We start from the raw sequence: 1,749 nt of genomic DNA on the forward strand, positions 1-1,749 counted from the left end.
GACCCGTTCACCCGGTTGCACCTCGTGGCTGGTGGCTTTGAGTTTCTGCTCAAGCAGACCGAGCGCCACGGCAAAGCCGTAGATGGTGGCTGCCGGAGTGGGGGGGCAGCCGGGGATATAGACATCCACCGGCACGATCTTGTCGGTGCCGCCCCAGACGCAGTAGAGGTCGTGGAAGATGCCGCCGTCACAGCCGCAGGCGCCGTAGGCGATGCAGATCTTGGGATCGGGCGCCGCCTCGTAGGCGCGCAGGGCTGGCACCCGCATCGCCCGGGTCACCGCGCCGGTAAAGAGCAGGATGTCGGCGTGGCGGGGGGAGGCGACCACCTTGATGCCGAAACGCTCGGCATCGAACAGCGGGGTGATGGTGGCGAAGATCTCGATTTCGCAGGCGTTGCAGCCGCCGCAATCGACCCGGTAGACATAGGCCGAGCGGCGAATGTCCTTGAGCAGGGTCTTCTTGAGTTTGGTGATCTCGGGATCCTGTGCCAGCGGCACGGCGCGGGTATGGGCATGGCCGACAACCGGTTCTATGCCTTTGATCTTGCTCATCACATCCACTCCTTTTGTGCGGCCATCGGTGTGGCTATCGGTGTGATCAGGGCCGAGTCAGGCTGGCTCAGCATGCTCTGTTTTCGTTTGCAGTCGGGGCAGTGGTGCAGCCGCTCCGGGGTCGCGAGCGGTGTGCCCGCCTGCTTGAGGGTGTCCTCCACCAGCGCAACCAGCTTGCTCGGGGCAAAGTAGGTGCCGCACAGGGTGCAGGGGGCCAGCGCGAAGCGGGCTTCCTCATAGAGATCCGCCTTGTTGGTCACCGCCAGCTCGAACTCGGGGGAGAGGGCGATGGCGCGGGTCGGGCAGACTTCCTCGCAGCGGCCGCAGAAGATGCAGCGCGCCATGGAGATCTCCCAGCGCCGTTCGCCGGTCTCCATGTCCACTTCCATCACCAGCGCATTGGCTGGGCAGGCCTTGGTGCAGGCGGCGCAGGCGATGCACTGATCCGCCTGATATTTCGGTTTGCCGCGAAAATCCCGGTTCACCTCGTAAGGGGCGAAGGGGTACTTGGCAGTCGGGGTGCCAGCCTTGAGGATGGTCTTGAACAGCTTGATCATGATGACCCCTTATTTCAGCGGAGAGTTTTTGCGATCGATGCCGTAGCGCTCGATCTCCTTGTAGGAGACCACGGTGGATTTGCCCTTCTTGGGGTCGACCAGGGTGACCCGGTCGGTACAGGAGTAGCAGGGATCCAGACTGCCGATGATGAGCGGTGCATCCGCCACGGTATTGCCGCGCAGCATGTAGCGCAGGGCAGGCCAGTTGGCGTAGGTAGCGGCGCGGCAGCGCCAGCGGAACAGCTTCTGGTTATCTCCCGTCATGCTCCAGTGGACGTTCTCGCCGCGGGGCGCCTCGGTAAAGCCCAGCGCAAACTTGCCAGGCTGGTAGGTGAACCCTTCGGTGAGCAGTGGCCCTTCCGGCAGGTGCTCAAGACCAAACTCAATCATGTCGAGGGAGTCGTAGAGCTCGTGGATCCGCACCAGCACCCGGGATTGCACATCGCAACCCGCCTTGGTCTGGATCTCCATCGGCAGCTCGCGGTAGCCGGCAAAGTCGTGAACACGGCGCACGTCGCGCTTGAAGCCGCTCGCCCGCACCATGGGGCCGACGCAGCTGAAATCGCGGGCAATCTGCGGCTCGAGCTTGCCGATACCGATGAGGCGGGAGGAGATGTTGGCGGTATCCAGCAGCATGGCC

General features: G+C 63.7%; 2 protein-coding genes and 1 pseudogene. All 3 read right to left on the reverse strand.

The window, feature by feature from the left end; all coding sequences use genetic code 11:
- A partial coding sequence (locus AB5Y92_RS03360; protein ID WP_368225553.1) for an NADH-quinone oxidoreductase subunit B family protein occupies positions 1-552 on the reverse strand: 552 nt, incomplete at its 3' end.
- Positions 552-1,109, reverse strand: a complete 558-nt coding sequence (locus tag AB5Y92_RS03365) for a formate hydrogenlyase complex iron-sulfur subunit (protein WP_005345227.1) — start codon at positions 1,107-1,109, stop codon at positions 552-554. The genes AB5Y92_RS03360 and AB5Y92_RS03365, both read right to left, overlap by 1 nt.
- A gap of 9 nt (positions 1,110-1,118) precedes the next feature.
- Positions 1,119-1,749, reverse strand: a pseudogene (hycE, locus tag AB5Y92_RS03370) (hydrogenase large subunit); the annotation flags it as partial.

This window comes from Aeromonas sp. R1-1 (assembly GCF_040908495.1).
GTDB lineage: Bacteria > Pseudomonadota > Gammaproteobacteria > Enterobacterales > Aeromonadaceae > Aeromonas > Aeromonas veronii.